7 protein-coding genes and 1 pseudogene are annotated in these 5,344 nt (G+C 63.5%); 1 reads left to right on the top strand and 7 read right to left on the bottom strand.

Features of this window, described 5'->3' with window-relative positions; genetic code table 11:
* A pseudogene (locus tag ACESL9_RS16765) lies at positions 1 to 299 on the bottom strand (cysteine--tRNA ligase); the annotation flags it as partial.
* Between the two features lie 248 nt (positions 300 to 547).
* Between ACESL9_RS16765 and ACESL9_RS16760 the strand changes: the two are divergent.
* The gene (locus ACESL9_RS16760; protein ID WP_372615146.1) at positions 548 to 1,720 is read left to right on the top strand and encodes a pyridoxal phosphate-dependent aminotransferase; all 1,173 of its coding nucleotides are present in this window, start codon (positions 548 to 550) and stop codon (positions 1,718 to 1,720) included.
* Between the two features lie 52 nt (positions 1,721 to 1,772).
* Here ACESL9_RS16760 and ACESL9_RS16755 read toward each other — a convergent pair whose 3' ends face one another.
* From ACESL9_RS16755 to ACESL9_RS16730, 6 genes are all read right to left on the bottom strand, one after another.
* Positions 1,773 to 2,141, bottom strand: a complete 369-nt coding sequence (locus ACESL9_RS16755) for a hypothetical protein (RefSeq protein WP_372615147.1) — start codon at positions 2,139 to 2,141, stop codon at positions 1,773 to 1,775.
* A 31-nt stretch (positions 2,142 to 2,172) separates the two neighbouring features.
* Positions 2,173 to 3,204, bottom strand: coding sequence for an endonuclease/exonuclease/phosphatase family protein (locus tag ACESL9_RS16750; RefSeq protein WP_372615148.1), 1,032 nt, complete (start codon positions 3,202 to 3,204; stop codon positions 2,173 to 2,175).
* Positions 3,185 to 3,889, bottom strand: coding sequence for a TerB family tellurite resistance protein (locus ACESL9_RS16745; RefSeq protein WP_372615149.1), 705 nt, complete (start codon positions 3,887 to 3,889; stop codon positions 3,185 to 3,187). Before ACESL9_RS16745 ends, ACESL9_RS16750 begins: the two co-directional genes overlap by 20 nt.
* A gap of 55 nt (positions 3,890 to 3,944) precedes the next feature.
* Positions 3,945 to 4,421 carry a GNAT family N-acetyltransferase gene (locus ACESL9_RS16740; RefSeq protein ID WP_372615150.1) on the bottom strand — a complete coding sequence of 159 codons (477 nt, stop codon included), beginning with the start codon at positions 4,419 to 4,421 and terminating at the stop codon, positions 3,945 to 3,947.
* A complete protein-coding gene (locus ACESL9_RS16735; protein WP_372615151.1) occupies positions 4,418 to 5,032 on the bottom strand; it encodes a VOC family protein in 615 nt (204 codons plus the stop codon). The genes ACESL9_RS16740 and ACESL9_RS16735 overlap by 4 nt, the downstream gene beginning before the upstream one ends.
* A gap of 10 nt (positions 5,033 to 5,042) precedes the next feature.
* Positions 5,043 to 5,344, bottom strand: a 302-nt coding sequence (locus ACESL9_RS16730; protein ID WP_372675264.1) for an MAPEG family protein, incomplete at its 5' end; no start/stop codon positions are given.

Here is a 5,344-nt window from a genome sequence, read left to right as displayed (position 1 = left end):
AACCATTGCGTCGTCTCGGCGGTGATCTGGGAAATCTCTCGCCCCGACTCGGCGGCGCGGGCGTTGATCTTGTCATCGACGTCGGTGAAATTGCGCACATAAGTCACGTGATCCGGCCCATAGACATGGCGCAGGAGCCGGAAAAGCACGTCGAACACCACGACGGGCCGCGCATTGCCCAGATGCGCGCGGTCATAGACCGTGGGGCCACAGACATACATCCGCACATTGTCGGGGTCGATCGGCTCGAACCGCTCTTTCTTGCGGCTCCGGGTGTTGTAAAGCTTTATCTCGGTCATGATGCCTTTTGCCCTCGCGTGCGGCTGCGCGGCGGGCTTAGCAATTTCATTTCGAAGAGGAAACAGAAGAACAACCCGCCCGGCGGTCGGGAGACCCGACCTATGTCAGCCGATAATACAGCAGATGATGATGCAGGTTGCGTTCATGGGCGAGACATTAGGAGATTCCGCGGCCCCTGCCAAGAGCGATTGACAATCCCCCCGCGCCTCTGCTGCATGAGCCGACTTCACCACAGGAGATTCCCGGCATGGCGCTTTCACAGCGGATCACGACATTGACGCCCGACGCATCGGGTGGGTGGGACTTGTTCTTCAAGGCGCGCGCGATGAAGTCGGCGGGCGTCGATGTGACCGAACTGACCATCGGCGAGCATGACATCCGCACCGATCCGGCCATCCTCGACGAGATGCACCGCGCGGCGCTGGCCGGCCATACCGGCTATGCCGACATTCCGGGCATTCCCGCACTGCGCGACGAGGTGGCGGCGCGGATAGAGGCGGCGAGCGGCGTGAAAACCACGCGCGACAACGTGCTGGTCACGCCGGGCGGGCAATCAGGGCTTTTCGCGGCGCATATGGCCCTTTGCGATCCGGGCCAGAAGGCGCTTTTCATCGATCCCTATTACGCCACCTACCCCGGCACGATCCGGGGTGCGGGTGCCACGCCCTGCCCCGTGGCGGCACGGCCCGAGAACGGGTTTCAACCCGACCCGGCTGATATCGATGCGGCGGCGGCCGGGGGCGCCGCTTCTCTTATGATCAACACGCCCAACAACCCGACCGGGGTCATCTATTCCCGCGAAACGCTGGACGGGATTGCCGGGGTGGCGCGCAAACGCGACATCTGGGTCATCTCGGACGAGGTCTATGACACCCAGATCTGGGACGGGGCGCATCTGTCGATCCGCGCGATCCCGGGCATGGCCGAGCGCACGCTGGTCGTGGGGTCGATGTCGAAAAGCCATGCCATGACCGGCAGCCGCATCGGCTGGGTCGTGGGGCCGCAAGAGGCGGTGGCGCATATGATCAACCTTTCGACCCACACGACCTATGGCGTGGCGGGCTATATCCAGGACGCCGCACTTTTCGCGCTGCGCCGCGGAACCGGCCCCGAGGAAGAGGTGGCCGCACCTTTCCGGCGGCGGCGCGAGATCGCGCTTGATGTGCTGGCCGGCCAGAACGCGCTGCAACTGGTGCCGCCACAGGGGGCGATGTATCTGATGCTCGATATCCGCGCGACGGGGATGAGCGGGTCAACCTTCGCCGAGAAACTGCTGAACGAACGCCACATCGCGCTGATGCCGGGCGAAAGTTTCGGCGCGGCGGCGGCGGGGCATATCCGGGTTGCGATGACGATCGAGGATTCCGCCTTCGCCAAGGCGCTCAAGGAGCTCGTCGATTTCGCACAGGCCCAGATCTGACCGATCGGCAGGGATTTCGTGCACGGGTTCGCAACGGGCCTTTCGGCGTTCCCTAGAGCTCGATCTCGCCGCCACCGACGTCCTCATCCTGCCGTGGTTCGAGCGGGGTCTTGCGCCGAATGATGATATCGCCATTGGGCAACATCTCGGGCGGATGATAGACGGTGAAATCATCGATCTTGCCGAAAATTTCACCGAGCGCAGGCCCCATTTCCTCGACGAAGCGGCGCAGCCCCGGCTGGACCTCTTCGGAGAATTTGCGCAGATCGTCGAGCGCAGGTTCCATTTCGCGGGTGATGCCTTCGAGAAAGAGGCGCGCACCCTCTTCCATCAGGGAAAAGCCCTTCTCATCCTCCTGTTCCTCTGCCGCCGAAGGAGTGGCAAGGCAAAGCGTGAGGGCGATGGTCCGAAGAAACGTCATGCATTCACCATAACCTGAATGGATGGAGATTTTAAGACGGCAGATCGATATCAAGCGTCACCGGGAAATGATCGGAGGCGGAAATCAGCGCATTGCGCAATTCCGGCAAGCGATAGCAATCGGCGTCATCGAACGGATGCCAGATGCGCCAGCGCGGATTGAAGGCGCGCAGATCAGAGGAAATCATGACGTAGTCGAGCAACGCTTCGAGATAGCGGTCCTGGTCGGCAAGATAGAAGCGCGCGCTGCTGGGCCGCGGCCCGACGCGGCGTCTGAGGACCTGCCGTGCGTGAGGATCATGGAGCGGAACACCGTCGCCCTCGCCCATCACGATCTCGATCGAAGACCGACCGAACAGATCCTCGTATTCATCAAGCCCCGGACCATCGTTGAGATCGCCCAGAACGATGAGCGGTGTGCCCGCGGCGAGGTGATTGTCGATCCGGCGGCGAAGCCAGATCGCCTGCGCCAATTGCTTGCGCCGGTTCTGGATCGCCAGCCGCATGATCGCATCCTCGCCTCGCGCGCCATGCGGCGCCTTGGACTTGAGATGCGCCCCGATCATGCGGAACGCGAACCCCTGCGCGGTCTGCATCGCCAGTTCGAGCGGCGGTTTCGAAAAGCGCACGAGATCCTCCGTCGCGTCGAAATCAAGGTCGATGCGAAAGACACTGTCAAAACGCGGGGCGCCATGTGCGCCCTTCTTGCCGGTTTCATCGCCGACCGGATCGTGCCGTGCCGAGAGCCGGTCGGGATCGTGGAGCAGCGCGATCTCCTGTTGGGTGTCGTTGTCGAACCCCATCACCGCGCGACGGGCGCGAAGGTCAAACGCCGTGGCAAAGTTTTCCAGCGCCGCGACGGTGTCGCGGCGGCTGTTGCGGTCGGGGGCCTCGATCACCAGGACGGCATCGGCATCGAGCGCTGTAAAGACCATGCCCAGTGCCTCGATCTGGATTGCGCGGCTTATCCCCGAACGGCCCGAGGGTTCGTCATCCATCAGGAGCTGGCCCGCGTCGCCAAAGAGACTGTTGAACCACTCGACGTTATAGGTGGCGATGCGCATCGGCCCCGGCCCTGTCTCGCTGGATTTCCTCCCAGGCGTCGTTGATCGCGATCATGCGCTTTTCGGCAAGTTTCAACGCCTCCTCGGGCAGACCCCGGGCCAAGAGGCGATCGGGGTGGGTATTGCGCACCTGTTCGCGCCAGACGCCGCGTATCTCGGACAGCGAGGCCGAATGATCCACCCCCAGGACATCGTAGGGATCGGGCCGCGCATCCGGGACGAAACGCGCGCGCAGCCTGCGGAACTTGGCCTCGGGCAGCCCCAGGATCTCGGCCACGCGGGCGAGGAACGCATCCTCGTCGGGATGGTATTCCCCGTCGGCCATGGCGATATGAAACAACCCCTCCATCAGGTCACAAAGCGTGTCAGTGTCATCGGCGAACATCGCCTTGATCTTGCGCGCGTATTCCGCGTAACCCGCGACATCCTGACGGGCCAGATTGAAGACCCGGGCCGCCCCTGCCTCGTCCTCTTTCGCGATCTGGAACACCTCGCGAAAGGCCTTGACCTCGTCGCGCGTCACCTGACCGTCGGCCTTGGCCATCTTGGCCCCGAGCGCGATCACCGCGATGGTGAAGGCGACCGAGCGTTCAGGCGGGCTGCGCAGTTTTTCGAACACCGCCGCAAGCGACTCGCCCTGGGTGAGCGCGGAAACAGCGGCTGTGATGCGGGACCAGATCGACATGCAACCGAGCCTAGCCTGTCGCGACCGAAGTGTCAGTGCGCGATGCGCGCGCAGGTCAGAGAATTTTCTGCATCAGGACAAGGTCGAGCCATTCGCCCCATTTGCACCCCACCTCGCGCAGCGTGCCGCAGGTCTCGAAGCCAAGACGGGCGTGAAAGGCGACCGAGCCGGGATTGGCGCCGCTGATCCCGGCCATCAGCACATGCACCCCGTCGGCGCGCGCCGCCTCTTCGAGCGTCGACATGAGCGCACGGCCCAGTCCGCGACCCCGAGCCTCGGGCGCGAGATGGATTGTCAACTCGCGGGTATGGGAATAGCCCGGCCCATTGCGGAACGTGCCATAAGTGGCAAATCCGATGATCGCGCCGCTCTCTTCGGCGACGACGAAACCAGGCGCACGGTTGGTCATCATTGCACAAAGCCGGGCTTCGGTCTTTTCCTCGGTGGTGAAGGTAACGGTGGTGTCGCGTATGACGTGATTCCATATCGTGGCGATGGACGCGGCATCCCCGGGCCGGGCCGGCCGGATCATTCCAGCACCCGGCGCCCCGAAGGCGTGGCGAACTCGGCGCGCAAGGCCTTTTCGCCCTGTTCGATCACGATCCGCGCATCGGCCAGCACATGACGCAAGTTGGATCGCAACGCATCTGCCACCGGCGAGGTCACGATCAGGCGCTCGAGACGGATGCCGGTGGAGGCCAGCCGGGTCGACGGGTGCGGCGTCTTTCCCCACGCGATCACCGCTGGGAACGTGCCCGCAAGCGGCAGATATCCGTTCTCGCCCGCGGCCATCTGCCAATGCAGGTCACCGCGCCGCTGATCCGTTGCCGGCCCCATTCCGGCAGGGGCGAGCGCCAGCGCCGCGTCGATATCTTCGGTTTGGCAGATCCAGTTGGTCAGGCGGGGCGGGCCCGTAAAGTCGTCCAGATCGAACCAGCGCCGCCGACCGGGGTCGGGCGCGTCGGGATCGATCGCGATGGCTTCGAGATAGATCCCGTCCTCGAGCCCCAGAAGCATGTTATGGGTTCCGAAATTGGCATGTTTGCCTCCGGGCTGCATCGTCGCATCCAAGCTCGACTCGATATGGGCGCGCCCTTCTTCGAGATCGGTTGCCGCGACCGCGAGATGATCCAGTTTCAGCATGGCGTGCCCCTCACATTGCCCATTTGACCACGGTCCAGAGCGTGGACAGGACCGTGGGATAGAACCCTGCGGCAAATCCAATGGATTTGACAAGCGGCGAGACGTGGTAGCCCGTCCAGAAAACCAGCCGTGCAAGGGCAAAAACAACCCCCATCCAGATCACCACGAAACCGCCCAGAACCAGCGCCGCGAACGGCCAAAGTGCAAGGGCAACGACGAGTTGCTCGATCGTGTTCGACAGTACCCGCTGATCAATTTCGGCGGTCGAACCGGTGCGCAGAGCGCCGCCGGCGATGACATCGGCATCGAAGA

It is taken from the genome of Aquicoccus sp. (assembly GCF_041686535.1).
Taxonomy (GTDB): Bacteria; Pseudomonadota; Alphaproteobacteria; order Rhodobacterales; family Rhodobacteraceae; genus Aquicoccus.
This window is presented reverse-complemented; position numbering and strand designations above follow the sequence as displayed.

Coding starts and splice junctions, on each gene's coding strand:
- ACESL9_RS16745 (WP_372615149.1), bottom strand. CDS start 3,889: ATGTCGATCTGGTCCCGCATCACAGCCGCTGTTTCCGCGCTCACCCAG.
- ACESL9_RS16740 (WP_372615150.1), bottom strand. CDS start 4,421: ATGATCCGGCCGGCCCGGCCCGGGGATGCCGCGTCCATCGCCACGATA.
- ACESL9_RS16735 (WP_372615151.1), bottom strand. CDS start 5,032: ATGCTGAAACTGGATCATCTCGCGGTCGCGGCAACCGATCTCGAAGAA.
- ACESL9_RS16750 (WP_372615148.1), bottom strand. CDS start 3,204: ATGCGCATCGCCACCTATAACGTCGAGTGGTTCAACAGTCTCTTTGGC.
- ACESL9_RS16760 (WP_372615146.1), top strand. CDS start 548: ATGGCGCTTTCACAGCGGATCACGACATTGACGCCCGACGCATCGGGT.
- ACESL9_RS16755 (WP_372615147.1), bottom strand. CDS start 2,141: ATGACGTTTCTTCGGACCATCGCCCTCACGCTTTGCCTTGCCACTCCT.